Source organism: Methanobrevibacter sp. (genome assembly GCF_017539065.1).
GTDB lineage: Archaea > Methanobacteriota > Methanobacteria > Methanobacteriales > Methanobacteriaceae > Methanocatella.
Map to the genome: position 1 here is coordinate 19,605 of NZ_JAFYHP010000016.1, position 25,131 is coordinate 44,735.

The 25,131-nt window shown below is 35.7% G+C and carries 25 protein-coding genes; 8 read left to right on the forward strand and 17 right to left on the reverse strand.

Translation table 11 applies throughout. The features are described 5' to 3' along the window. Positions 1-2 precede the first annotated feature (2 nt). The 8 genes from IKS50_RS04205 to IKS50_RS04240 form a co-directional block, all read right to left on the reverse strand. Positions 3-1,721, reverse strand: a complete 1,719-nt coding sequence (locus IKS50_RS04205) for a formylmethanofuran dehydrogenase subunit A (protein ID WP_292846300.1) — start codon at positions 1,719-1,721, stop codon at positions 3-5. A gap of 7 nt (positions 1,722-1,728) precedes the next feature. Next, positions 1,729-3,105 (reverse strand): formylmethanofuran dehydrogenase subunit B, encoded by a 1,377-nt coding sequence (locus IKS50_RS04210; protein ID WP_292845853.1) that lies wholly within the window; start codon positions 3,103-3,105, stop codon positions 1,729-1,731. Beyond that, positions 3,095-3,664, reverse strand: a complete 570-nt coding sequence (locus IKS50_RS04215) for a molybdopterin dinucleotide binding domain-containing protein (protein WP_292845856.1) — start codon at positions 3,662-3,664, stop codon at positions 3,095-3,097. The genes IKS50_RS04210 and IKS50_RS04215 overlap by 11 nt, the downstream gene beginning before the upstream one ends. Positions 3,665-3,676: 12 nt before the next feature. Next, positions 3,677-3,907, reverse strand: coding sequence for a 4Fe-4S binding protein (locus IKS50_RS04220; protein ID WP_067040044.1), 231 nt, complete (start codon positions 3,905-3,907; stop codon positions 3,677-3,679). 8 nt (positions 3,908-3,915) lie between these two features. Next, positions 3,916-5,013, reverse strand: a complete 1,098-nt coding sequence (gene fwdF / locus IKS50_RS04225) for a tungsten-dependent formylmethanofuran dehydrogenase subunit FwdF (protein WP_292845859.1) — start codon at positions 5,011-5,013, stop codon at positions 3,916-3,918. Beyond that, positions 5,006-5,464, reverse strand: a complete 459-nt coding sequence (locus tag IKS50_RS04230; protein WP_292845862.1) for a 4Fe-4S dicluster-binding protein — start codon at positions 5,462-5,464, stop codon at positions 5,006-5,008. Before IKS50_RS04230 ends, fwdF (IKS50_RS04225) begins: the two co-directional genes overlap by 8 nt. Positions 5,465-5,896: 432 nt before the next feature. Then, positions 5,897-6,910: a tungsten-dependent formylmethanofuran dehydrogenase subunit FwdF gene (gene fwdF, locus IKS50_RS04235; protein ID WP_292845865.1), complete on the reverse strand. Its 1,014-nt coding sequence runs from the start codon at positions 6,908-6,910 to the stop codon at positions 5,897-5,899. Between the two features lie 15 nt (positions 6,911-6,925). Then, positions 6,926-7,117, reverse strand: coding sequence for a 4Fe-4S binding protein (locus IKS50_RS04240; RefSeq protein WP_067040033.1), 192 nt, complete (start codon positions 7,115-7,117; stop codon positions 6,926-6,928). A 469-nt stretch (positions 7,118-7,586) separates the two neighbouring features. Here IKS50_RS04240 and mobB point away from each other — a divergent pair, with 469 nt between their 5' ends. After that, complete coding sequence (mobB, locus tag IKS50_RS04245) at positions 7,587-8,621, forward strand: molybdopterin-guanine dinucleotide biosynthesis protein B (RefSeq protein WP_292845869.1); 1,035 nt, start codon at positions 7,587-7,589, stop codon at positions 8,619-8,621. Between the two features lie 4 nt (positions 8,622-8,625). Continuing rightward, positions 8,626-9,558 carry a GTP 3',8-cyclase MoaA gene (gene moaA / locus IKS50_RS04250; RefSeq protein WP_292845872.1) on the forward strand — a complete coding sequence of 311 codons (933 nt, stop codon included), beginning with the start codon at positions 8,626-8,628 and terminating at the stop codon, positions 9,556-9,558. 78 nt (positions 9,559-9,636) lie between these two features. On the opposite strand, the gene IKS50_RS04255 is transcribed toward moaA, so the two are convergent. From IKS50_RS04255 to IKS50_RS04265, 3 genes are all read right to left on the reverse strand, one after another. Further along, on the reverse strand, positions 9,637-10,842 hold the full coding sequence (locus IKS50_RS04255) for a Coenzyme F420 hydrogenase/dehydrogenase, beta subunit C-terminal domain (RefSeq protein WP_292845875.1): 1,206 nt from the start codon (positions 10,840-10,842) through the stop codon (positions 9,637-9,639). A 17-nt stretch (positions 10,843-10,859) separates the two neighbouring features. Then, positions 10,860-13,025, reverse strand: a complete 2,166-nt coding sequence (gene fdhF / locus IKS50_RS04260; RefSeq protein ID WP_394357520.1) for a formate dehydrogenase subunit alpha — start codon at positions 13,023-13,025, stop codon at positions 10,860-10,862. Positions 13,026-13,106: 81 nt separating this feature from the next. Beyond that, the gene (locus IKS50_RS04265) at positions 13,107-13,913 is read right to left on the reverse strand and encodes a formate/nitrite transporter family protein (protein WP_292845878.1); all 807 of its coding nucleotides are present in this window, start codon (positions 13,911-13,913) and stop codon (positions 13,107-13,109) included. A 638-nt stretch (positions 13,914-14,551) separates the two neighbouring features. Between IKS50_RS04265 and fdhD the strand changes: the two genes are divergently transcribed. Next, positions 14,552-15,298, forward strand: a complete 747-nt coding sequence (gene fdhD, locus IKS50_RS04270; RefSeq protein WP_292845881.1) for a formate dehydrogenase accessory sulfurtransferase FdhD — start codon at positions 14,552-14,554, stop codon at positions 15,296-15,298. Here fdhD and hxlB read toward each other — a convergent pair. Next, the gene (gene hxlB / locus IKS50_RS04275) at positions 15,290-15,880 is read right to left on the reverse strand and encodes a 6-phospho-3-hexuloisomerase (RefSeq protein WP_292845884.1); all 591 of its coding nucleotides are present in this window, start codon (positions 15,878-15,880) and stop codon (positions 15,290-15,292) included. The genes fdhD and hxlB overlap by 9 nt on opposite strands. 57 nt (positions 15,881-15,937) lie before the next feature. Between hxlB and IKS50_RS04280 the strand changes: the two genes are divergently transcribed. From IKS50_RS04280 to lysS, 4 genes are all read left to right on the forward strand, one after another. Further along, positions 15,938-16,807, forward strand: coding sequence for a LysR family transcriptional regulator (locus IKS50_RS04280; RefSeq protein WP_292845887.1), 870 nt, complete (start codon positions 15,938-15,940; stop codon positions 16,805-16,807). 171 nt (positions 16,808-16,978) lie between these two features. Further along, positions 16,979-17,893 (forward strand): carbohydrate kinase family protein, encoded by a 915-nt coding sequence (locus tag IKS50_RS04285; RefSeq protein WP_292845890.1) that lies wholly within the window; start codon positions 16,979-16,981, stop codon positions 17,891-17,893. 231 nt (positions 17,894-18,124) lie between these two features. Further along, the gene (gene thiC, locus IKS50_RS04290) at positions 18,125-19,423 is read left to right on the forward strand and encodes a phosphomethylpyrimidine synthase (protein WP_292845893.1); all 1,299 of its coding nucleotides are present in this window, start codon (positions 18,125-18,127) and stop codon (positions 19,421-19,423) included. Between the two features lie 218 nt (positions 19,424-19,641). Beyond that, positions 19,642-21,225 carry a lysine--tRNA ligase gene (lysS, locus tag IKS50_RS04295; protein ID WP_292845896.1) on the forward strand — a complete coding sequence of 528 codons (1,584 nt, stop codon included), beginning with the start codon at positions 19,642-19,644 and terminating at the stop codon, positions 21,223-21,225. Positions 21,226-21,292: 67 nt separating this feature from the next. On the opposite strand, the gene IKS50_RS04300 is transcribed toward lysS, so the two are convergent. Further along, positions 21,293-21,964: a CPBP family intramembrane glutamic endopeptidase gene (locus tag IKS50_RS04300; protein WP_292845899.1), complete on the reverse strand. Its 672-nt coding sequence runs from the start codon at positions 21,962-21,964 to the stop codon at positions 21,293-21,295. A 1-nt stretch (position 21,965) separates the two neighbouring features. Between IKS50_RS04300 and IKS50_RS04305 the strand changes: the two genes are divergently transcribed. Further along, positions 21,966-22,115, forward strand: a complete 150-nt coding sequence (locus IKS50_RS04305) for a hypothetical protein (protein WP_292845902.1) — start codon at positions 21,966-21,968, stop codon at positions 22,113-22,115. A 13-nt stretch (positions 22,116-22,128) separates the two neighbouring features. On the opposite strand, the gene IKS50_RS04310 is transcribed toward IKS50_RS04305, so the two are convergent. The 4 genes from IKS50_RS04310 to IKS50_RS04325 form a co-directional block, all read right to left on the reverse strand. Beyond that, complete coding sequence (locus IKS50_RS04310) at positions 22,129-22,743, reverse strand: TetR/AcrR family transcriptional regulator (RefSeq protein ID WP_292845905.1); 615 nt, start codon at positions 22,741-22,743, stop codon at positions 22,129-22,131. Between the two features lie 344 nt (positions 22,744-23,087). Next, the gene (locus IKS50_RS04315) at positions 23,088-23,465 is read right to left on the reverse strand and encodes a hypothetical protein (RefSeq protein WP_292845908.1); all 378 of its coding nucleotides are present in this window, start codon (positions 23,463-23,465) and stop codon (positions 23,088-23,090) included. Beyond that, a complete protein-coding gene (locus tag IKS50_RS04320; protein WP_292845911.1) occupies positions 23,466-23,936 on the reverse strand; it encodes a nucleoside deaminase in 471 nt (156 codons plus the stop codon). Between the two features lie 31 nt (positions 23,937-23,967). Further along, positions 23,968-25,068: a hypothetical protein gene (locus IKS50_RS04325; RefSeq protein ID WP_292845914.1), complete on the reverse strand. Its 1,101-nt coding sequence runs from the start codon at positions 25,066-25,068 to the stop codon at positions 23,968-23,970. Positions 25,069-25,131 lie beyond the last annotated feature (63 nt).

A 25,131-nucleotide genomic window follows, 5' to 3' on the forward strand; every position in this document is an offset into this window, starting at 1 on the left:
CCCTATTTACCATCAACATCTATTCTAATTGGGTTAGATACGTAGTGGTCGTGTACTGGGTAGTTTTCCCATTTAACTGAGTAGTATTGTGTAAAGAATGGCATAATGTTGTCGATAACTTTTTGTTCGTTTTGTTCCCATCCTTTTACGTTAACCCAAATGTTTTGACTTTCTTTAACTTTTACAATTTCTTTGTCTTTTACTAAGATTTGACCATCTTTAATAGTGTATTCAGCAACATTGAAACCTTTTTCAATGTCAGCAGCTTGTCTGGATGGATCAATTTCATTAGGATTTATGTCGTATACTGCAATGTCTGCTCTGTATCCAGGAGTAAGAGCACCTCTATCGGTGAATCCGTAGATTCTAGCAGGAGCAGCTCTTGTAATAGTTGCAATTTCGTAGAAATCGTATTCTCTGTCAAGAGTTGGAAGAGTGGTTCTTCTTTGAGCCCATTTGTGAACTTCTCCGTTTTCCATCATTTCCATTCTTCTTTGGTTACTCATCAACCAGGAGATAATTCTAGGATATCTAGTGAATGGTCCTGCGTTAGGGTGGTCAGTAGTTAAACATACTTGCCATGGGTTTTCAATTCCTAAGAACAATTCTAAACCAATAGCCCATTGTAATGTATTAACAGGGTTTTTACCAGAGTAAATACATGGAATAATACCTGCTGCGGTTTCACATTCAATGTCCTTGTTGGTCCATTTAAGACCGGATAATTTGAACAAGTCGTATTCCATAGGAGCGTCTGCAGTCATTGTAGTGGTTTCATCCAAAGTAACTTGACCTACGTCACAGGTAATGTGGTCATGTTTGTTAATGTAGTCAGCGAGTTCAGGTGCAGCAGATCCTGCATCTTTCCAACTGTTACCAGTGTATGAGTGGAACTGCAAGTGAGTAACGTGCATAACTTGGTCTCTGACTTCAGCTGCTTTTGAACCTTTTTTAATGTTTTTAACGGAATCCATGGTTTCTAAAGTTGTAGTGTAGTTACCTGGGTGTCCTAAATCGTTAGGGTGAATGTGGATAGAGTGAGGTAAGTTTAACATTTCGTTTGCTTTTGCTAAAGCTATAACGACTTCTTTGGAAGTTACGTCAAAGTATGGTGCTTTGTCATTGTAACCATGTACGTTCATACCCCATCCCCATGCTTCACTTCCACATGGGTTTACGATTTTGATTCCGTAACCTTTGGAGATTTTTAACCAAGCAGCGACGAATGCTGCGATGTCTTCAATATTGTTATCTTTTGCATATTCCATTACGAACCAGTTGTTACCAAATAATGGTAAAGCTGGAATGTCTAATTGTGGAATAGTTGCAATTTCTTCGTGAGTGTGTTTTGCTTCAAGAGGAGGCATAGCTGCTTCTACAACAGTACCGTAACCTAATCTTGAGTATCTGTAACCGGTTGCAGGACAACTTGGAATGGAGAATCCAGATTCTGATCTTAATACTTTAGTTTTTTGAGTAACACCTCTTCTGGAATCTTCAGGTCTGTATAATCTTCCTACTACTAATTTAGGACCTGCAACGTGTGCGTGAGGGTCAATACCTGCCGGCATGACTATTTTATCGGTAACGTCTAAGACTTTAGCATCAGCGGATACATTATCTACTATAAGGCCGTCTTTGAACATGACGTCCATCTTTTCCCCGTTGACTTCATTAGCAGGGTCGTAGACAATACCGTTTTTAAGAATATATTCCATTATATCACCTTTAGAGTGCGTTTGGATTTGGCACATATTTTGGAGCTGTGTTTGGCTCTTCTCTGAGTTTCATTACTCTTTCTTTCAATTCACGGACAATCCATTCGTCGTCACGACAGGTTTCTGGTTTGTCGATTGCTTTTTTCATGTAGATAGGAACTCCATCCATACGATAACTGGTACCTGCACATTCTACACCAATGAATGAACCTGGTAATACAACATCAGCAAGTTCAGTTGATGGACCCCAGTGGATATCGATTTGAATAACAGGAATGTTAGCCAAGTGTTGGTTAGCTCCGTTAGGGAAGTGAGCACCGGGGTCAGCTGCAATAACCATGAAACAGTCAGGTTCTTTTCTTACTAACAAATCGATAGTGTTGGTTTCACCCATCATATATCTTGGGTAACCTCTACAGTAGTCAACACCGAAAGCAAATCCACATTCGAATGCCATGAAAATGTTGAATCCGTTTACGTTAAAGTGACCTCTCATTGGAGTAAGACCCCATTTACTGTATTTGTTTAAGTCTTGTACCATTTTAATTGCAATATCAATGTTTCTTTGTTTTGATAAAGTGTGGGTTAAACCTAAACCGAAGAAGAGAACACCGAATTCTGCGTTTTTCATTTCTTCTGCTAATTCGTAGATGTCTTCTTTAGGAATTCCAGAAATTACGTCTTGGTATAATTCTTTTCCTCTGAGAACTGCTCTAATAGCGTTGTAGAAACCGTAGTCTCCGTTTTGTTCAAATCCGATCCATTTGTCAGAACATTTTGCGGTATCTGAGAATTTTGGATCCATTGTAACAACAGTTCTGTCGAATCTTCCTCTTTGTCTGAAGTATCCTCTACAGAACACAGCATATCTTGCCATGTGTCTTGGGTGAGAGTTCATAGCGTTACTTCCGGAGTAAGCAATCATGTCAGCTCTGTTTTGAACTTCTCCTAAGGTTTGAATAGGGTAACCTGCGTTTTGCACAGCTTGGAGAGAAGGACCGTGACAGATGGTAGCTTGGTTATCTAATACAGCACCGATGTATTCACCTAATGCTACACCTTCTTTCATACATTCGGTAGAAGTTTCAGACCAACCGTAGAATACAGGTCTGATGGAATTAGCAATGTATTCAGCAGCTTTGTCTAAAGCGGTATCCCAATCAACTTCTTTGAGTTCTCCGTTTTCATCCCTAATCATTGGAACAATTAATCTTTGATCCATATCTTCCATAATTTTACTTGCACCTAATCTGCATGCGTGTCTTACAGCAACAACGTGACCGTTTTTAACCAAGTAATCTAAATCGTCACAGTTACAACCACAAAATGCGCAGGTACAATTTTCAACAATGTAATCGTAATCAGTTATAGGTGGCTCATAAGTCATGATCAATCAACTCCTCCCATTTACGTCCGTGATAAACAGGTAATTCACCTAAAGATTCCATGTTTTCAACAACATCGTCATCTTCTTCATCAACGTATTTTTTGTATACCCATCTCATTAAGTCAGCCATGAGTAATACTTTTCTGTCGGTTTTTTCGACAGTGCATCTAATTCCTTTGTAAGTAGGGTCAGAACAGCAGTAAGTATCGTGACTTACAATAGTGTTAGCCCATGGTCCTTTACAAATGAATACAGTTCCTTCGTGAGGTGCATCTCTTGATACTGCGCAGTTTACTACTACTTCACCGAAATCGGTTTTTACAAGTACAGTATCCCAGTTGTTTACACCTAACTTTGCCATATCTCTTGGATCCATGTAACAAGTACCGGAAGCATTTTTGTACTCTTGTTTTAATGTGGATCCCCTTTTCTTACAAGCACCTTGGTAGATATCAGAACCGGTGTTTAACATACATTTTAAAACATCAGTTGTTCCTTCACCAGTGATTTTTACATCAGGTACTACAGGTTTTTCTAAATAAGTATTAGCATAATGCATATAATCTTCCCCCTATTCTAACCATATAGCATTTACTGGGCAAAACATTTGACATGTTCCACACTTTTCACATTTTTCCGGACTGAAAAGTTTGATAAATCCATTTTCTACCATCATAATAACTTCTTCAGTCTTCGCACCATTACCACCAGCATTTTCTGGACTGATAGCAGCATTTACAGGACAAGCAATAACACAAATCCCGCATCCTAAACAATTATCTTGATTAACTTTAAGTTCCATCTAATCACCTAATCTTTAATTGCGTCTAAAGCTTCTTTCCAAGTGGTTGAGCTAATAGGTGTGTGGTCAATTTCAGTTCTTTTTACGGTAATTGCGCCGTTAGGACATGCTTTTGCACATGCTTTACATTTTACACAGTATTCATTGTATGCAATAACATGTTCCATTCTAGAACCAGGACCTGAGGATATAGGGAATGCTAAAGCGTTACATCCACAAATATCTACACAAGCTCCACAAGCTTGACATTTTTCATCGTCGATTTCAATAGAACCTTCAAATGGTTTTTTGTGTTTAGCAGCATCAGTTGGACATACTCCTTCACACCATCCACAGAATACACATAAATCAGAGTCAATTACGGAGTTTCCGGTAACTACAGCTTTTGCAGGGTCTAAATCATACTCACCATAGCTGCATGCTCTACAAAGTGCTTTGATAGCATTGGTAGGACAAGATTTTTTACATACTAAACAGTATACACATTTTTCTTTGTCAATGACAATAGATTCTTTTCCAGTTTCTTTATCTACGACGATTGCTTCTGCAGGACATAATTCGCCACATACGCCACAGTAAATACATTCTTCTTCATTTACTTCGATTTCACCAGTTACTAAATCAGCACGAGCTGGTAAAACTCTTTCAATGACAATTGCATCACGAGGACATGCGATTTCACATCTTTTACAGTAAATACATTCATCATCATTAATTTCTGAGAAAGCGTTGTAGTGAGGATATGCTTCAATTTCTTTGATTGGTACGCCGTCAATAGTTAATACTAATGCATCAACAGGACATAAACCGCTGCACATACCACATAATACACATTTACTTTCGTCAATGCTTACTCTTTGAACATCAAATTCGTCTTTGAAGTTTTGAGCAATCTTTTCATGACCACTGAAATAAATGTCGTTTGAGATTCTGTGACGTGCGTCCACAGCAATTGGATTTAAGGTAATTGCTTCTACAGGACAAGTAGATTCACAGATTCCACAACCTAAACAAGTAGAGTCATTGAAAGACAATTTTCTAACTTCTTCAGCATCTCTTGTGATGTCAAAGTTGTTGTCTTGAACCTCTTTTAAATTTCTAATCATTTTCAATCTCCAAAATTTTTATAGACTTAGTTGGGCAGTCTTCGCTACATAGCTCACAGCCACAACATTGTATGGAGTCTGCATGCGCTTGTAATGATTCTAACTTAATAGCTTTCATTGTACATGCATTTACACATAAGCCGCAACCAATACAAGAGTCCGCTATAATTACTTCGAAATTTCTTTCTCGGCAAATGTTCACAATTTTTCGACTCTGTTCTGGTTCGTCAAATATTGCCTCGGTCATTTTCAAAAAATCCCTGGGAGATAAGTCTACGATTGTTCTTGCAACATCAATAGAGTTCCAAGATAAGTTTCTACCATTCAAATAATGAGATATGGTAGATCTATCGACACTTAGCTCGTCAGCAATTGCTTGATGACTTTTACCAGCATCTTTCAACTTGACCGCAGCCAAATATTTAAGACCAGATGCAATATGTTTCGGCATTTTGAACCACCAATGTGTAATGATATGAATATATATTTACTTATATAAATATAGTTGTCTACTAGAATTAAATCAAAAGTTTTATATATTACTGTGGGAATAGTACACATTTTTATTTTTCAATATTGAATAAAACAGCCTTAATTAAAAAATAACTCTATAAAATAATTTTATTATACAAAATATTTTATAAAAATATATATTATGAATTGTAACCTCAAATATATCCTTGTATTATGAAAAAATAGAAATAACATACTAAAAATAAGTAATACAATTTTAGTAACAAAGTATTACAAAATCCTAAAAATTATAAAAAAATTTTTTGATTTGCCTAAAGTGTGTAGTAACTACACATTACAATTAAAATCAAAATCAAAAAAAATAAAAAAGTGGTTATATGGTGACAGTCAGTAGGTGAAATTAAAAATTTTATTTTCCAACAAGCAATGAATCTAAGATTTCACTCCAGGATTTGGATTTAATATTATCTAGTTTCATAGCTGTTCTTGATACTTCTCTGATATTTTGTGGACATGCGGTTACACAAGCTCCACATAAGTTACAGAAGTCTAAATTAGTAACTGCTTTGCCATCAACGATTTCAACAGCGTTACATGGACATACGTCTTGACATGCGTGACAAGAATCGCCTTTACAGATTTTTTCATCTGCTTCAATTTCATTCAATTCTAATGTGCCTTCGAATGGTTTTGCAATTGTAATTGCATCTTTAGGACATATTTCAGCACACCATGAACAACTTACACATGTATCATCAACAATGAATACTTCTCCAGTAACTTCCGGAACTTCAATTTCCTCATTGTACATACATGTAGCACAGATTTCTCTAATTGCTTTTTCTGGACAGATCCTTTTACAGACTCCGCAGAAAATACATTTGGATACATCCACTTCAATTGTGTTGTTCACAACATCATTGCTTGCAGTAGGAACGTTTTTAACAGTTATTGCTCCTGCTGGGCATAAATCAGCACAGAATGAACAGTAGATACATTTTTCATCATCTATGTCTATTTCTCCTCTCACTAATTCGGAACGATCAGGAAGTTCCCTTTTGAAAATAATTGAATCTTGAGGACAGACTTCGTAACACCTGCCACAGTAGATACAATCATCACTAATTTCTGATCCTTTATCCCATTGAGGATAAATATCCAATTCTTTAACACTAACGTCATCAATAGTTAAATCTAAAGCATTAAATGGACATGCTACTGAACATAACCCGCAAAATGCACATGAATCTTCTTTCACAGAGACTAAATCCATTTCAATTAATCCACGTGCGATAGGGACTGTAGGCCCTAATCTTAATGAATCAGTTGGGCAAACTTCGGTACAAATCCCACACCCTACACAATTTTTATCTTTGTAGGATAATACACGATGTTCACTACCGTCTCTTTCTATATTAAACATGCTACCTCTCCTCTTTTATGCTTTTGAAATTGCTTGATTTGGGCAATTTTGAATGCATAAATCGCAATCGTCACATTTTTCAGGGACAATGGTTACATCACCATTTTCCTCGATTAATGCGCCTTGTTCACAAATTTTAACACATAAACCTTGTACTGGACAATTTTCAATGTGTCCACAGGCTTCTGAATCTATTTTTACTGCCATATTATTTCCTCCAAAAAGTTAGACATTATTGTCAATTAAAATTTTTCTCGAATTGTACATATAAACATATCGGTTATTTTCTTGTGATTTTCAAAAATTGCCTAAATTTTTAATTTTGGATTGCCTAATTCAAATTTTTATCCAACAATATTAAAAATAGATAATTTTAAAGGATTTATTAATTAAATAAACTTTATTTAAAATGTTTAAAAATTATTAAAAAACAATTTTAATCGAATTTTATCAATGCCACAAGCAATCTTTGTCAATAACGAAATTGCATAATAATAATTAGAATTTCAAGAAAAAATGCATCGTTAGCCACTAAAAAAATTGAATTTTATGTGTAGTAACTACACATGAATGAAAATGACATTCGATGTTCAAAAAAAGCGTGTAGTAACTACACGTCCAATTTAAAAAAATATAATTATTACTTAAATCTAATATTAATATAGGGGATTATGAAATGAAGATAGTATCCATAGTTGGTAAAAAAAATACTGGAAAGACTTCACTGACCGTGAAAGTCATTAGCGAGTTAACAAAAAGGGGTTATAATGTAGCTTCCATCAAGCACTCCCACCATTCCATCGAAATGGACAAGGAAAATACAGACACATGGAAGCATAAGCAGGCCGGTGCAAACCTAGTTGTGGGTGTCGGATCAACCACATTTTTCAATGCCCGCCAGGAAATGGATCTGAACAGGATATTATATTTAATAAAACACTTTGATGAATATGATTTTGTAATTATCGAAGGATATAAAAGCTACAACTATCCCAAAATCATTACTTCCCCTAACGTAAGAGACCAATACACCATTAAAGAAGTCGATTCGTTTACAATTGACGAGGAAGGGGTCAGCGAATTGGCCGACCTCATAGAACAAAGAGGCCATGACATTGTAGACACATTATTTGCAAACAACTGCGGATTCAACAATGGCGAAGCAATTGCGGCTGAAATCCGTCAGGGAAATCTTACTATAGATGATTTAGATGAAGTTCATAGCTATTTGTCAATTGACGGCAAGGTGGTGGGCCTTAACAGGTTTGTAAGTGATTATTTAAAGCAAAGCGTGATTGGAGTTATCAATACTTTAAACCTTGAGGACTATGATGTGGAGGATATCGGCAAAATAGAGCTGATGATTCCTAAAGAGAAAACTCCGCAAACCCCAATTGATGCAAAATGCACTATTCTAATCAATGATGAAAACCTTGAAATCAACGAATTTGCCACAGCAATCGTTTCAAACTCCATAAAAGGAATGGTCAACTCAATCAAAACCGAGGATGGCGTCAAGACAATAGATGTCGAAATATCAAACATTGCAGATGAATTGGCTGATGCCGACATCACGCTTAAAACCAATGGTCATGATGTTGAAATAAATGATTTTACCCAAGGGATATTAAAAGAAACAATCTATGCAGTTGTCAATTCCCTGGAAATCGACTCTGAAATTAAAAAAATAAACGTTAAAGTGGAAGAATGATATCATGTTGGAAAATGTTGTTAGGGATAAATATGAAAGGCCTATTCTTTCACTAAGGATTACATTGACAAACAGGTGCAATGTGAACTGTTTGTATTGCCACCATGATGGAATGGTAAAGTCCAAAGATGAAATGACCGCCGATGAGCTGTACACAATCTGTAAAGTGGCTAAGAATATTGGCGTTAAAAAAATCAGGCTTTCTGGCGGGGAACCATTGCTTAAAAAAGACATCATTGAGACCGTCAGCAAAATCAATAGCCTTGACTTTAAGGACATTTCAATGACCACCAATGGAATTCTGTTGGAAAAATATGCACAGGACCTTAAAGATGCAGGGCTTAATCGTGTCAACGTGAGCCTCGATACACTTAATAGGAAAACATTTGAATTCATCACAAAAAAGGATTATCTCGAAGATGCCAAAAAGGGAATCCTGAAGGCCGTTGAAGTGGGGCTTTATCCGGTGAAGATCAATATGGTCATAATGAAAGGCATCAATGAAAACGAAATTGAAGAGATGTTTGAATTCTGCAAGGAACATGACATTGTGCTCCAACTCATTGAATTGATTGAAAGTGAAAATTGTGACGATGACAAGTTTAGTGCAGATTATCATTACAAGCTAGATGACATTGAAAAGGAGTTGGCTGATATAGCTGATGATGTGCATGAACGTAAATTTATGCAGGGGCGTAAGAAATATTACATAGACGGTGGAGAAATCGAGGTAGTCAGGCCTGTTGATAACTCTACCTTTTGCGCAAATTGCTCCAGATTAAGGATTACTCCGGACGGCAAAATCAAACCATGTTTGCTTAGAAATGATAATTTGGTTGAACTGATTTCACATGTCAGAAATGGTGAAAGTGAAGAAAGTCTAAAGGAAATTTTCATTGCCGGAATCAATAACCGTGAACCATTCAACACGGATTGATTATTATTTTTTTAAGTTGAATATATAACGGCGTTATTTCTGTATTGAAAAAAAATAAAAAGGAAATAGGGATGAACCCTATAACCATTTAGCTTTGGATACGTGATCAGTGAATGGAAGTGGGTCGTCACTGCCCATACCAGGGATGTATCCGTAGATTTCTCTTACTTTGTTGTTTACGGTACTCCATACTTTAGCTACAGGGATTTCACATGGACATACTTCGGAACATTGTCCACAGTTGGTACATGCGTCAACCATGTGTACTAAACGTGTTAAGTGGAAGAATGGAGCAGCAGGAGTGTATCCACCAGGTACCCATTCAGGACCTTCAGCTTCGAGACAGCAGTCTTCACAGAAACATAATGGGCATGCTTCACGACAGCCGTAACATTTCATACATTTGGAGAATTCGTCTTCGTATTGATAGAATACGTCGATGATGTCTCCGGTAGTGCCTGCATAATCGATGTCCTTTTTAGCTTGAGATTCTTTAAGCATGAAGTTGTTAACGTTTTCTCTGATTTTGATACCTTTTGCGATAGGTTCTTCGGTAGCAATTAAACCAGCTTCAATAACTTTGTCTAAAATTTCTGCACCTTTATCTGAGAATACTTCAACAAAAGTAGCTTTTCCTGCTAAAGGACCGATAACTCCCCAGTTACCTAAAGCTAAGTCAGCGTTGGAAGGGATTTTGAGATTACATCTTTGACAGTTTTCTCTTCTACCCATACCTTGTTCTTCTAATTCATCGATTTTGAAAGCTTTTTCGCCGTCAGCAGTTTCCATGATGAGTTTACCTTTAGCGATTTCTTCTTTGATAACATCTTTAGGATCTAAATCGTATACATCTCTAATCATTCTCATGGTTGGAACAGGTGACATTGTTCCACCACAGTTAACTCCAATCATAATGACGTTTTTCTCGATGATTTTTCCTTTTTTCATTAATTCTCTGATGGTCATTGCATCACAAGGTTTACATGCAACTGCGAGTTTCATGTATCTTGCACCGTCCAAGTATTTGGATACGAATTTAGCAATGTTTAATGTACCACAGTGAATGGAACCTGCAGTTTTAATAACATCAGCAGGGTCGGTTATAAGGGTTGGTACACCATCATAAATATCATGACCTTTGGTTACGCCTACAACACCGTCAACGATACCTTCTTCTAATAAGTATTTCATGATAGTGGTTACTACTCCACCATATTCCCCTTTTTCTTTGATATCTTCAATAGCAGAGTATGCGTAGTACATATCGTTAATTTTTGAACTCATTTAAATCTACTCCCTATTTATTTACCTACTTTTACGGTGGTAGTTGCCATGTTTTCAGCTTTAATTTCAGTGTCAGTACCATCTTTGTAGACTTCTCCTTTCATTTCTAATACTTCAGGGAGTTTTTCTACTTGGATAGCACAAGCTTTTAATTCAACCATTTTAGATTTAGGGTCGAAAGAATCGGAGTTGGTTAATACATTAGCTGCACATTCTACGAAGTGCATTGGAATGTTTACAATTCCTTCTCTAATGTTGTCAGTTACACGTGCAGGAATTGCGATTTCTCCTCTTCTTGAGAAAGCTCTTACTACTTCACCGTCAATAATTCCTCTTGCTTCAGCATCTTTGGTGTTGATTTCGATGAATCCTGTTTTTACCTCATTGGACAAGGTTTCACATCTTCTGGTCATTGCAGCGTGATAGTGGAACAAAATCCTTGTAGTGGTTAATAATAATGGGTATTCATCATCTACAGTTTCAACAGGCCCTTTGTGTTCTAATGCTTGGAAAATTCCTAATCCATCAGGGTGAGCGAATTTTACTTTGTGCATTAATGGTTGACATGGATCGTCTTCGGAAGGACAAGGCCAGTGAAGTGCTTCAGGAGTGTCTAATCTTTTACGGTCCATACCTGCCATGATTGGGGCACATTCTCTGATTTCTTCAAAGATTTCTTCAGCAGATTCGTAGTGGAATAATTCTCTAGGAACGCCCATTCTAACAGCGATTTCTTCCATGATTTTCCAATCTACCCATGCGCCTTCAGGAGGTTCTTGTGCTTTGTGTAAGCATTGTACTCTTCTTTCACCACTGGTGAAGGTACCTTCTTGTTCACCCCAACCTGCTGCAGGAAGTACAACGTCAGCACATTGTGCGGTATCGGTTAAGAAACATTCTTGTACAACTAACATTTCTAAGTTAGCAAGTGCTTCTTTAGTGTGTTGTACATCAGCATCAGAGAGAACTGGGTCTTCCCCGTGGATGTATAATACTTTTAAGTCACCAGCGTGAGCAGCGTTCATCATTTCTACTAAGGTTAAACCAGGAGTGGTTGGTAAGTTTACTTCGTAACCGTATCCACTGTAGTAGTCGTTGAACCATGCGGTAGTTTCTGGGTCTTTAACTTTTCTGTATCCTACGTAATCGGAAGGTAATGCACCCATATCACAAGCACCTTGTACGTTGTTTTGTCCTCTTAATGGGTTTACACCGGTACCTTGTCTACCAATGTTACCAGTTAACATTGCAAGGTTTGCGGTGGACATAACGTTGTCTGCACCGTGAGAGTGTTCAGTAATACCTAATGAGTATACGATAGCGGCTTTATCAGCAGATGCATAATCAATAGCTAAGTGTTCAATTACTTCCGGTTTGATACCGGTAATTTCGGAAGCCATTTCTAAAGTGTATTTTTGAACGGTTTCCTTCATTTCTTCGAAACCTTTGGTTCTGTAGTGGATGAACTCTTCATCTTGTAATCCTCTGTCGATGATGACTTTAATCATAGCGTTCATTAAAGCTACGTCAGTACCGGTTTCAAATTGAACATATTCATCTGCAATTTTAGCAGTAGGAGTGAATCTTGGGTCTAATACAACTAATTTAGCACCGTTTTGTTTAGCTTGAATCATTTTACGTCCAAACAATGGGTGTGCTTCCATGTTGTTTGATCCAATACAGAAAATGTAGTCAGCTTCTTTAATACTGTCGAATCCGTTGGTCATAGCACCTGATCCGAAAGTGTTAGCTAAACCTGCTACAGTAGGACCGTGACAAATACGTGCACAGTGGTCTACGTTTTGAGTACCACAAGCTACTCTTGCTAATTTTTGAGTAATGTAAATGTTTTCGTTTGGTGAACGAGCACATGCGTAGAATCCAACTTTGTTTGGATCTTCGTCAGACACTTCTTTGAGCTTTTTAGCAACCATATCTAATGCTTCATCCCAGGAAGCTTCTCTGAATTCACCATTTTCTTTTATTAAAGGAGTAGTTAATCTGTCTTCCCTATTAATAAATTGGTATCCAAAGTTTCCTTTTGGACATACTTTACCCTCATTTACAGGGTGTCTTTTTAAAGGTTCTACACCAACAATTTTTTCGTCTTTTACGACGAAGTTAAGTCCACAACCTGTACCACAGTATGGACAAATTGTTGGTACATATTTAATCTCAACCATTTTATAATCTCCAAAATATCTTATTATATATAAAATAATTTAAAAAGAAGCTTTTTAAAAAGCTTCTTTAAGTTTACTAGCTTATCCTTTTAAGTAAGTGTACCAGTATAGACATGCTACAAAGAGTCCACCACCGATGATGTTACCGATGGTTACAGGGAGCAAGTTGTTAATGAGGATAGTACCCCAGGTTACACCTTCAGCACCTAAGAACATACCTAATGGTATGAAGAACATGTTTGCAACACTGTGCTCAAATCCGATACATACAAATGCCATGATTGGGAACCAAATACCAAAGATTTTACCAATGATATCGTCTGATGCGTTAGCTAACCATACAGCTAAACATACAAGCCAGTTACAACCGATACCTTTAATTAATGCAACTTCGAAAGGCATGGTAACTTTTCCAGCTGCTACTGCCATAGCTTTTGCTGAAATTGCGTAAGCTGGTGCTGCGGAATCAGTAGGAGCAATACCTCCCATGAAAGCTAAAACGTAAGCTACGAATAAAGCACCGACAAAGTTGAAAATCCAACTGATTACCCAGTTTTTAGCAAGACCGCCGATAGAAGCGGAACCGTCTAAAACACCAAGAGTCATGAACATTACATTTCCAGTGAATAATTCAGATCCTGCAAGTACAACAATAATCAAACCTACAGGGAACACTGCACCGAATACGAATTTTTCTAAACCGAGAGGAGCGCCTGCATCTAACATACCTGCGCTTGCAACTACAGCTAATAAACCACCAAATGCAATATATGCTCCTGCTAAGAAGGAGAGAATAATTACATTATCTATTTTTGCAGAGTCTTTTGCTCCAGCAGTTCCGGAAATTGCTTTCGCAGTATCTACTGGACTTTTGAAAGATGAACTCATTTTATCAACCTCTTTTATTCCCTTTTTTTATAATTTTTTATAATACTTAATGAATCTTACAAATAGTTCAAAGAGTATTATGATATTATATTAGACTATTATATATAAAAAGGCTTTGCGATTAGAGGCTAAAAGAAATATTTAAATACTACAACGATACAAATTTAAACATAATGATAAATCATGATGGACACCATACACATCGTGTTAAAATTCTTCTTTTAGATTATAACATTTAAATAATTCTAATTTACTTTTTTTACATTAGCAAAATCGTTGGTTTTGAAAAAACATGATTCAAAAATCTTATCTAACTATAATTTTAAAAAAAGTGCCAATATGAAAATAACTTAATATCGTCTTTTTTTATCAAAAAACTAGTAAAAATTCATATCATTTCAAAAATAACTAAAATTAAAAATCTAAATCGATTGAAGAAAAAATTTTTAAAATGGAAATATTACTTTTTTAAAAAAAAATTCAAAAATAATTAAACCTAAAAAATGGAAAAAAATTATTTAAAATGAATTAAAAATTAGCAGATTATTTCGATGTTAACCTTTTATTATAATCAAGAAATCTCCTAAATATAATAATTAAATAGTTATAATAATAAATGTTATATTTAAGGTGGAAAGATGAAAATTGAAGAAATTGATGCGATACATTTCAAAAATGACGAGATTATAAATGCCAAGGAACATGTCGTGAAAGACGAAACAATAACTTTAACCATAAATGGAGAGATTTCACGTAGCTTATCTGCAATTGAAGACTCACTTGAAGAATTTGCAGTCGGATATTTAGTTAATGAAAATATGGTGAAGTCTCTAGATGATATTAAAAAAATAGAAATTAACGGCCCACAAATTAACGTTGAAATTGATGATACATTATTAAAAACAAACGAAACCGTATTATGTTCTGATTCCGCAGGAGGATGGAGAAGCAAAATTAAAGAAGTTAATCCTGTCGAATCCGATTTTCAAGTTAATGTTCATGAGTTGATTGACAGAATAGAAGAGCTCAAAGACAATGCTGAAATATGGCAGGCCACCGGCGGAACACACGTTGCTGGAATTGTTTACAAAGATCAATTTATTGTAAAAGAGGATGTGAGTCGCCATGTTGCAGTAGACAAAGTAATCGGTTATGGAATACTGCATGGCTTTGATTTGAATAATTCTTATGTAATCTACAGCGGCAGAATGCCGGCAGACATGGTTATCAAAATGACAAGGGCAGGCGTTCCAATTTTAGCATCAAACGCAGCTCCCGCTAATTCAGGATACAATATTGCAAAAAAAGGAAATATTACATTGGTTGGATTTTTAAGAGGCCAACGCTGTAATATCTATAATAATCAGAACAGAATTCTATTCTAAGACTGTGTGTCTTGCCTTCAGGTCACTTTCAGTCTGATGCATTTTTTCCATCAATTCGGAAACGATTGCATCTAAAAATACTAATGTAGTCAACTCAAAGGCGGTCCCTAAAGGTGTTAGGGAAGTATAGTTTCCGTAAATTTGACGTTTCATATAGTTTTCGTCATCCACTTCTTTTTTTGTTCTTCCTTTAACAAGGATATAGCTGTCTGCGAGTTGGCCTAAGGTAGATTCTGGATAGGATGTTAGTGCTAAAACTTTTGAACCTCTTTTTTTAGCAATTTTAGCAGCGGATACGATAGTGTTTGTTTCACCGGAACCTGAGATGGCTACAATACAATCATCTTCATAAATAGCAGGAGATATGGTTTCGCCGACAACATATGCACTCAAGCCTAAATGCATTAATCTCATGGCAAATGCCTTTGCAGCAAGCCCGGATCTTCCAGCTCCTGTAACAAAAATGTTTTTGGAGTTAATAATTATTTCTTCAAACTCTTCAATAGCTTGTTCATCTAAAAATTCCTGTGCACTTTCAATATTATCCAATATGGCTTTTATAGAGGTTTTCATTATTTCCATTTTTATCTACCTTTAAATCAATATTATTAATTATGATTACAATTTTATATATAATTAATGAAATTTGAAAGTGAAGGATTAATAAGTTTGGAGATAAATGGTGAAATTTATGATTATAAATTATACCAAAGCCTAGATTCTCTATTACGAACTAAATCCCAGAGAAAATCTGCAAAAGAATTAAACATCTCACACACCGTATTTAACAGAAGATTGCTTAAAGCAGAAGACAAATTAGGTGTGAAAATTACCAAAAAAATTGGAAACGGGACTCACCTCACCCAAGAGGGATTGGAATTGCTTGAGGAATTTAGGAAATATTTAATTCAAATTGAAAAGACTCCTAAAATTAACATTGTGGGAGGCCATATTAGTACTGGGCTTTTAGAAAGCATAAACACTCCTTTTGATGTAAACATTTACAGCAGCTCTGATGAAGATGCATTTGAACTTGCTAAAAGAGGTGCGGTTGACATCCTAACTTTAGATGATCCTTTAATCGCTTATGAGCGAGACATTAACTTTATGCCGATAGCTTATGATTATCTTGTTTTGGTTTCAAGCCCCGAATCCAGAAATGTTGAGAGCATTTCTGATTTGGAAGGTCTTGATTTTGTAAACGTCAAAGGTTCCGCCCAAAGACTTGCATGGAACAGTTTAAGACACTATGACATAGAATATAATTTAAAAGAAAGTGTTAATTCCCAATTTGATGCTTTTAAAATAGTCAAGAATTCCGAAAATTTATACACTTTTTTAAATGCCAGTTATTTTAAAGGAAACGAGCTTTTAAAGTATGATACCCAACATGTAATTAGTGTTGTTAAAGTAAATGAAGATAAAGCTGAAGTTGATGAATATATTAGATATTTAATTAATGATGCTCAAAAAGACATAGGAAATCAAGGATTCACTCCAATGGGTTGAATACTTTTCAAATGCTCTCGGCAAAAAAGAATATTTATAATACTCATATAACTATCACTACACTCATGAAACTGTGTTTTCAAAAGTTGCATATCTATGAAATTGTGCACTTTCAAAACATTAAATAATGATGAAACACAATATTATATTGAATAATAAAAAGGCGATATTATGGCAAAAAAGAGAGATTTACTAGCAGTTGGTCATTCTGCTCATGATTACATTATAAGAGTGCCGGAATTTCCAAAAGCAAATTTTTCAGCACCAATAACTAATATGAAAACCTTTAATGGTGGAGCAGCTGCAAATGTGGCTTGTGTTGGAGCAAACCTAGGATTAAAAACTTCATTAGTTTCCGCCGTTGGTGGGGATTTCAAAAAGACTGAATACTACGAACATATGCAAAATCTTGATATCGACACAGAATCTTTAATCATTGTTCCCGGTGAAGCTACTCCTACCGCATTTGTTTTAACTGATGATAATGATGACCAAATCAGCTATTTCTACTGGGGTGCGGCCCGAGAATTCGCTGAAAGCAAAGTGCCAACATCCGCAATAAAAAATGCGGAATCAATTCACTTGGCTACTGGAGATCCGGATTTCAACTGGAAATGTTCAGAAGAAGCGAAAAATGAAGATTTGCTCATTTCATTTGACCCTGGTCAAGACCTTGGAATGTATGACACTAAAAAATTGATTGATGTTATTGAAAACACAACAATATTATTCGGTAATCATCATGAAATTGAAAGGATTTTAGATGCCCTTGAAGTTGATTTGACTGGCTTAAGAAATATGGGTCCAAAAATCATTGTTAAAACCTGTGGTGCAAATGGTAGTGAAATCTATTCCAATGAAGATAAAATTAAGATTGACGCAATCGCTACCAGTGTTGTTGACCCGACAGGAGCTGGGGATTCCTACAGAGCAGGATTTTTATCAAGATTCCTAAATGGAGAATCATTGGAAGCTTCTGCTAAATTCGCATCATCAGTTTCATCATTCATTATTGAGCATCAAGGTTGCCAAACCAATATGCCTAGCTTTGATGATGCATTTGAAAGAATGAATGAATTTTACTAATTCTTACATTTTTTCAATTTTACCTTATTTTTATCAATATTGCTTTATTTTTAATATATTTTTATAAAATTTGCTATTTTTTTAAAAAAACTTGATTTATATCAATAACAATGGAATAAAGATTAACCTACTAATTTAAATACTATTAAATTAAAATAAGAAATTATCAAATAAATATGAGAAATTTTTAAATTTAATTTGACTGTTTTAAATATTACTTGAGGAATAATCATGACACAAATTAGTGATGCAAAAAAGGGAATATTGACCGATGAAATGAAGCACGTCGCAAAAATCGAAGGTGTTTCAGAAGACTTTATATTGAAATCAGTTGCACAAGGTACCATCGTAATACCTGGAAACGTGCACAGAGACATTGAAGCTGCAGGTATTGGAGCAGGACTCAGAACAAAAGTCAACGCAACTGTTGGAACCTCAACAGACATCGTCAACTTTGATGAAGAGGTCCTAAAAGCACAGATTGCTATCGACAACGGCGCAGACTGTCTAATGGAATTGAGTATTGGCGGAGATTTGGATGTAATAAGAAGAAGAGTGCTCGACATGTCTCCATTGCCAGTTGGTTCCGTACCGGTTTATCAGGCAGCAATTGAAGCCATCAGAAGAGAGGGCTCCGTAATTTACATGGATGAAGATGACTTATTCAAAACCATCGAAAAACAAGCAAAAGATGGTATTGACTTTATGGCAATCCACAGCAGCATCAACATTGAAACATTAACCAGACTCAAAAGGCAAGGCCGCGTAACCGGACTTGTTTCAAGAGGAGGTTCCTTCATGTCCGGTTGGATTGTGGAAAACGAAAAAGAAAACCCATTGTACGAAAACTTCGATTACGTTTTGGAAATTGCCAAAGAGCATGATGTTGTATTGTCCCTTGCAAACGGTATGAGGGCAGGGTCCATTGCCGATTCAACCGACAGGGCACAAATACAAGAATTGATCATTTTAGGAGAATTAATCGACAGATCCCGTGAAGCAGGAGTACAATGTATGATTGAAGGACCTGGACACATCCCAATCAATGAAATCCCAACAAATGTCATGATTCAGAAGAAAATGTGTTCAAACGCACCATTCTATATGCTCGGACCTATTGTGTGCGATGTAGCGCCAGGTTACGACCACATCGTATCTGCAATCGGTGCGGCATCCTCTGCAAAGGCTGGTGCTGACTTCATCTGTTATGTGACTCCGGCAGAACACTTGGCTCTTCCAAATCCGGATGACGTAAGGGAAGGAGTCATTGCAACCAAAATCGGAGCTTATGCAGGCGACCTTGCAACCGGCCAAATCGACGGTTCACAAGATCTTGCAATGGCAGAAGCTCGTAAAAGACTTGATTGGGAAGCACAATATGAATGTGCAATGTTCCCACAAGCTGCACGTGCAAAAAGAGACCAAAGACCTCCTGAAGAAGAGGACACATGTACAATGTGCGGTAACTTCTGTGCAGTGAAAATCGTTAACGAATGGTTGGACCAATCAGATTCCGACTTGATCAAATAGGTTTTTAACCTATTTCTTTTTCTTTTTTTAATTATTATATTATCACTATAATCTTTTCATTTCAAATGATGAAAAAATGCTTGAAATGATTGCAAATCATAACACTTCATTTCTAAAAATTACCAAATTCGCATCTTGTACTTAATATTTTTATATAAATAACAACAAATAATAACACATTATAAAACTTATTCTTATCATTGTAATGGTGAATATAAATGACACATTGGATTGAAAATATAGCTAATGAATTAAGTAAAATGGATGTAGAAGAACATGTCATTGCAAGCGGTACCTCCATTTCAGGTTCAATACACATTGGAAACTCTTGCGACATATTTGTAGCTAATGGAATTGGAAAGAAATTAAGAGAAAAAGGGAAAAAAGCTAAAACAATATGGATTGCAGATGACCATGATCCATTGAGAAAAGTTCCATATCCTTTACCTGAAGATTATGATAAATACTTAGGAATGCCATATTCAGTGATTCCATGTCCGGATGGCTGTTGTGCAAACTTCGTAGAACACTTTGAAAAACCATTATTAAGTGTGATGGACGATTATGGAATCGAAATGGAAGCAAAATCCGGTTTTGAAATGTATAAAAACGGAGACTATAACGATTACATCAGAACTTCCTTAGAAAAAGTTGAAGAAATCAAAGAGATATTTAACCAATACAGAAGAGAGCCGCTAGCTGACGACTGGTTACCTTACAACCCAATCTGTGATGAATGTGGACGTGTAAATACCACATACGCTTACGATTACGACGGAGACATTATCAAATACAGATGTGAATGTGGCCACGAAGGCGAAATGGACATCAAATCTGGAAACGGTAAACTCACATGGAGAGTTGAATGGGCGGCAAGATGGAAAATATTCGGAACCACATGCGAACCATTCGGTAAAGACCATGCTGCAAGTGGAGGATCCTACGATGTAAGTAGCGTAATATCTGAAAAAATCTTCGATTATCCTGCACCGTATCCTGTACCATACGAATGGATTACCCTTGACGGTGAAGCAATGAGTAAATCCCATGGGGTATTCTTCGCACCTAACGAATGGTTAAAAATAGGCCCTGCAGAAAGTCTTCACTACTACTTATTCAGATCAAAACCAATGAAAGCAAAAGATTTCTCACCAAAAATGCCTTTCTTAGACTTTATCGACCAATTCGATACAGTTGAAAAAGTATTCTATGATGAAGTAGAAGCTCCATCTGAAAAAGAAGGCAGAAAATTCAAAGAAATCTATGAAATAGTCCAAATCAATGCAGGCAGTCCTTTACCTTTCAGACCGCCATTCAGATTCCTGGTCAACGCTTATCAAATTGCAGGTGACGACCTGGAGAAAATCTTTGAAATTCTTAAAAAGAACTCACAATTGACCAAAAGCTTTAAAGACAAAGAATTTGGTGATTTGACTGAAACCGAATTGGCTCAATACAGAGAAAGAGTTGACAATGTAATCTACTGGTTAGACACTTACGCACCTAACTTTGTAAAATTCAAAGTGCAAGAAAAAAGCGTGCCTAACTTGCCATTAACACCAGAACAAGATCAATTCTTAGCTGACCTAGCTGATTTGATGGAAACTACTGAATTTAGCGATGCGACAGCTTTGCACGATGCAATGTATGAGATCCTAGAAGCTCAAGGATTAAAACCGCAAAAAGGTTTCCAAGCTATCTATAAAATGATTCTCGGCCAAAAACAAGGCCCAAGAGCAGCATCATTCTTATTAAGTTTGGATAAAGACTTTGTAGTAAAAAGATTAAGAAAAGAAGCTTAATCTTTTAACTTTTTCTTTTTTTTAAAATTTTAAATATTAAATTAATATATACGTGCGGACTTTTTTACTACTGCTTGTTGCTGTATTCAAGTAGTCTTCCGACATGGCGAGTTTCAAAGAACATGTCTTTTTTAGCCATGATTATAATAATTGTAAGTACTGTTATTACTATTGTCTCCAGACACTTAGTCTCCGGAGTCAACGCTATTTTCTCCTGCATGAAATTGACAAAGAAATGGAATATCATGCAAGCCAATATCGAACGGTCACTTTCAAGATAGACCCATGTAATGACAAAACCCATAGGGATTCCGCTCACAAAAAAGTTAACCACATAAAGAGGATTCACCATAAGTCCTGCCTGATATGTTCCCTGAATGAAGATTAAAGGCAAATGCCATAAAGACCATAGAACTCCAAAAATCATGGATTCCCAAAACCAGTTCATATAGTTACCGATAGAGTCCTCACAGTATCCTTTCCATCCCACTTCCTCAATTATCGAAGCAATCGTAATGGTAATAAATGCTCCTGCTATTCCAACACCGGTAAAAGAAAAGCTTTCAGTAAAGGAAAACTGGTCAATTGACTGTCCAAATAGCAGAGACAACAAAATAGAGCAGACTATTACAATCGCAAATACTATTATAGCCCAAACTACATTCAGCCATTTTACTTTGTAAAATCCGATAATCTTATTCTTAAAGTCTTGCTTAAGCAAATCTGACCCTGACAACATGATGAAAACTGTAGACACAATAGCCGGAGCCATAAGGCCTATTAGCATGAGTAATGGACTTATGCTTTCTGGCAAAAAGATTGCCGGAATCCAAAATATCCAAGTAAAAACATACGCCAGAGCAAAAAAGAGAACTGGCTTATATTTGTAGTTTTCCGTATTGTTCACTCGCCCACCTCCATATCACTCTTATCAATAAGATCATAAATGAAACTCATTGTTCCGTTCTCCGCCCCGAGAAGTTTTTCTGTCATGTCTATAAAGACAGAAATATCCTTTTCACTGAATGTACCTTCATTAAACGTACCATCGCTGATTATAAGGAGCATCTTAACACGTTCAGGGATATTTTCGCATTCAAAGATACCCTCCTCTACTCCCTCTTCTATAACTTCGGATAAAAGTGGAGTAAGAACATTAATCAATTTTTGTCTGACTTTATGATGCATTAACACGTTTTCTGGGTGGAAAAGAGCATCCTTTACTGGTTGTTCTGCTTCGGTAGGTTTTATCGATGCAATTATCCCGACTATTTTTTGCGGTACTGAAATATCCATTCCGATAATCTGCTTTGCCATTTCGGCCTCATTATCAATCATCATGTCTATGACTTCTTCGAGCATCTGCTCTTTACTTTGGAAATAATAGTAGTATGTGCCTTTAGCGATTTGTGCTTTCTCTATAATTTCGTCAACACTTGTATTCTCATATCCTCGTGTGAGAAACATATCATAAGCTATATTTAACAGCTCTTTTTTCCTTTTTTCACCTTTTCTCATAATATGCCACCAACTAGACCATCAGTCCTTTTTATATTACAATTAACTTCATATTCTTGCCAATAATTTTTCGACTATCGGTCGGTTTTTTGTTTTTAATCCTAATATGAAAATTATACTATATAAACATTTCCACTATGATTTAGAATATCTCATGTTGACTAAATATGCCGGCAAAAAATAATGTTATCATAAAAGTAGTAATGGATAAAATGTGAAAACATTGAATATTTATTATCCGAAAAAGTTATGAAGCATCTATTGAAAAACAAATTGATTAGTTTTAATGCGTAAAACTCCAGATGAAGGTAAAGATGCTATTATTAAATAAAAATTTCAATGAGTTAAATTAAACTCTTGAATTCCTTTTTCATTAAAAGTTCATCCACAAACTTGTAATCTAATTTTTCAAAAATGTCGATTAGAATATCTTCACGACTATCAAAGCTGACTACAATGCCTTTAAACTCATAGTCGATGGCTATTTTTTCAAGCTGCCTAATCAATTTATAGGATATCTTTTCACGATTGTCATAGGAATTTAAAAATAGTGTAGTGATTTCGGCGGTTTTGCTGTCATATGCCTTAAAACTGGCACAGCCAATGGTTTTGCCAAAGTTATTTAAAAGTAGAACTACCTGAGGATCGCTTACTTCACATCCAAATGAAGAACACATTTCTATAAATCTCTCATCTCTCTCATCAGTTACTATTATTTCCATTTATTTCACCTCGGTAGTGTTGCCGACTTTTGCAAGTTCCCTGTCCCAAATTTCACAATTATCGCATGTGAATTTTAAAAACAAATCCCGGCATTTTCCATCATTTAAAACAGTCACTTCCACATCATTGCATTTGAGCAGATTTTCAGCACCCATTAAAGTTGTATTCTCACCAACGACAACTCTTGGAATATTATACAATATTATGGCTCCTGAACACATCGGACAAGGGGATAATGTTGTATATAATGTACATTTAATATAATCTTCATAATCCAGGCGCCCTGCATTTTCAATTGCATCCATTTCTGCATGCAAAACTACAGAATCGTTTTGGATTAGTCTATTATGTCCTCTAGATATGATTTCTCCATCTTTAACCAATACTGCTCCTATTGGGATTCCTCCTTCAGTTAAAGATTTTTCAGCTTCCTTAATAGCTTCATTCATAAAATAAGCATCAGAGTACATAAAAAAATAAGTTAATAGATGATTTAATCATCTATTTAAATCTATTAAACAATCCTTTATTGGATTCTTTTTCTAATTTTTCTTCAAGTTTAGTAACTTGTTTTCTTAAATCAGATATTGTTCTACTATTTTCATTAGAAAGTTTATCATAACTGCTTTCTTTAACTTTGAGTTTGGTTCTAAGTTCAGAAATTTCTGATTTATAGTCGTCGATTTCTTTTTTGATTTGTGCTTCGACTTCTTCTTTATAATTTCCTAATTCGATAATTTCTGCTCTTAACTTGTCAACTTCTTCAGAAAGTGATATGTTTTCTTTTCTGGCATCTGATAATTTATCTTTAACAGCAGTTAGCTCTTTAGTCAAGTTGCTATTTTCTAACTTAATAGTATCAACATCAACGCTGCTAAGCTTTTCTTTAAGCTCTGATATTTTAGATTCATATTCCCCTTTAATGGAATTAACTTCATTTTCTAATTTATCAGCTCTTACTTTTTGAACTGCGCCTTCTGCACCTAATTTACCGATATTATTGCTTAAATCTGCATTAATATCTAATTGGTCAAAGTATTTTCTTGTGGTTTTTTCGAGTGCGGAGGTTAGTTCATTCTTAACTTTGTTTAATTCCGCATTTTCTTTTTTGAGTTTAGGAATTATTTTATTAGTTAAATAATTAAGTTCATTGGATTGATTTGATAATTTTTTATCTTTTTCAGCCAATTTAACTTTAAAATCATCCATTTTAGAATCGTCTTCTTCAGGTTGTTCTTCAACAGCTTCTTCCTCAACAGGTTCGCCAATAACCTCAATTTCAGGTTCATTGTGAATTTGTTCCTCCTCAACCTCTTCAGATTCAACTTCAACAACTATCTCAGAAACCTCTTCCTCAACAGATTCATCCTCAACCTCTTCAGATTCAACTTCAACAACTATCTCAGAAACCTCTTCCTCAACAGGTTCGTCTTCAATAGCTTCTTCAACTACAGGTTCAGGAATTTCTTCAACTACAGGTTCTTCAACAACCTTTTCTTCAATTATTTCGTCAGTCTTGTTATTTGATTTGTTTTTGAGCTTATCTAAGTCTAATTTTACTTTTTGACCATACATAGCGTTCATTGGTTTATCATCAGACATTAAAATCACCATAATAGCAATATTAATATTAAAGTTCAACTACGAGATACAGTAATAAGTTAA

Coding starts and splice junctions, on each gene's coding strand:
- IKS50_RS04210 (WP_292845853.1), bottom strand. CDS start 3,105: ATGACTTATGAGCCACCTATAACTGATTACGATTACATTGTTGAAAAT.
- IKS50_RS04215 (WP_292845856.1), bottom strand. CDS start 3,664: ATGCATTATGCTAATACTTATTTAGAAAAACCTGTAGTACCTGATGTA.
- IKS50_RS04220 (WP_067040044.1), bottom strand. CDS start 3,907: ATGGAACTTAAAGTTAATCAAGATAATTGTTTAGGATGCGGGATTTGT.
- fwdF (WP_292845859.1), bottom strand. CDS start 5,013: ATGATTAGAAATTTAAAAGAGGTTCAAGACAACAACTTTGACATCACA.
- IKS50_RS04230 (WP_292845862.1), bottom strand. CDS start 5,464: ATGCCGAAACATATTGCATCTGGTCTTAAATATTTGGCTGCGGTCAAG.
- fwdF (WP_292845865.1), bottom strand. CDS start 6,910: ATGTTTAATATAGAAAGAGACGGTAGTGAACATCGTGTATTATCCTAC.
- IKS50_RS04240 (WP_067040033.1), bottom strand. CDS start 7,117: ATGGCAGTAAAAATAGATTCAGAAGCCTGTGGACACATTGAAAATTGT.
- mobB (WP_292845869.1), top strand. CDS start 7,587: ATGAAGATAGTATCCATAGTTGGTAAAAAAAATACTGGAAAGACTTCA.
- moaA (WP_292845872.1), top strand. CDS start 8,626: ATGTTGGAAAATGTTGTTAGGGATAAATATGAAAGGCCTATTCTTTCA.
- IKS50_RS04255 (WP_292845875.1), bottom strand. CDS start 10,842: ATGAGTTCAAAAATTAACGATATGTACTACGCATACTCTGCTATTGAA.
- fdhF (WP_394357520.1), bottom strand. CDS start 13,025: ATGGTTGAGATTAAATATGTACCAACAATTTGTCCATACTGTGGTACA.
- IKS50_RS04265 (WP_292845878.1), bottom strand. CDS start 13,913: ATGAGTTCATCTTTCAAAAGTCCAGTAGATACTGCGAAAGCAATTTCC.
- fdhD (WP_292845881.1), top strand. CDS start 14,552: ATGAAAATTGAAGAAATTGATGCGATACATTTCAAAAATGACGAGATT.
- hxlB (WP_292845884.1), bottom strand. CDS start 15,880: ATGGAAATAATGAAAACCTCTATAAAAGCCATATTGGATAATATTGAA.
- IKS50_RS04280 (WP_292845887.1), top strand. CDS start 15,938: ATGAAATTTGAAAGTGAAGGATTAATAAGTTTGGAGATAAATGGTGAA.
- IKS50_RS04285 (WP_292845890.1), top strand. CDS start 16,979: ATGGCAAAAAAGAGAGATTTACTAGCAGTTGGTCATTCTGCTCATGAT.
- thiC (WP_292845893.1), top strand. CDS start 18,125: ATGACACAAATTAGTGATGCAAAAAAGGGAATATTGACCGATGAAATG.
- lysS (WP_292845896.1), top strand. CDS start 19,642: ATGACACATTGGATTGAAAATATAGCTAATGAATTAAGTAAAATGGAT.
- IKS50_RS04300 (WP_292845899.1), bottom strand. CDS start 21,964: ATGTTGTCAGGGTCAGATTTGCTTAAGCAAGACTTTAAGAATAAGATT.
- IKS50_RS04305 (WP_292845902.1), top strand. CDS start 21,966: ATGAAAACTGTAGACACAATAGCCGGAGCCATAAGGCCTATTAGCATG.
- IKS50_RS04310 (WP_292845905.1), bottom strand. CDS start 22,743: ATGAGAAAAGGTGAAAAAAGGAAAAAAGAGCTGTTAAATATAGCTTAT.
- IKS50_RS04315 (WP_292845908.1), bottom strand. CDS start 23,465: ATGGAAATAATAGTAACTGATGAGAGAGATGAGAGATTTATAGAAATG.
- IKS50_RS04320 (WP_292845911.1), bottom strand. CDS start 23,936: ATGTACTCTGATGCTTATTTTATGAATGAAGCTATTAAGGAAGCTGAA.
- IKS50_RS04325 (WP_292845914.1), bottom strand. CDS start 25,068: ATGTCTGATGATAAACCAATGAACGCTATGTATGGTCAAAAAGTAAAA.